Source organism: Cupriavidus sp. SIMBA_020, assembly GCF_046535395.1.
GTDB lineage: Bacteria > Pseudomonadota > Gammaproteobacteria > Burkholderiales > Burkholderiaceae > Cupriavidus > Cupriavidus campinensis.
Genome location: NZ_JAWRWU010000581.1, coordinates 1 through 272 on the forward strand (window position 1 = coordinate 1; position 272 = coordinate 272).

The 272-nt window shown below is 69.5% G+C and carries 1 pseudogene; it reads right to left on the reverse strand.

The features are described from left to right. Positions 1-173 precede the first annotated feature (173 nt). Positions 174-272 (reverse strand): annotated as a pseudogene (locus SB751_RS30605) (3-oxoacyl-ACP reductase); the annotation flags it as partial.

Consider the following 272-nt stretch of genomic DNA (forward strand, 5'->3'; position numbering starts at 1 on the left):
GTGGCGGGCAACATCGTCTGGGCCTGGGTGCTGGCCATTCCGGCTTCGGCTGCGCTCGCCGCGGCGGGCTGGTGTATCGGCCATCGGCTGGTGTAAGCGGGCCTCGGCCACAGTGTTGCCAAACGGCGCCTTCGGGTGCCGTTTTTTTTGCCCGCCAGCGCTGCCGCGCCGGTTCAGATCATGGGCGTGCTGCAGCCGTCCATCGGCACGAGGGCGCCGGTTACGTAGCTTGCGCGGCGGCTGGCCAGGAACAGCGCGACGTCGGCGATCTC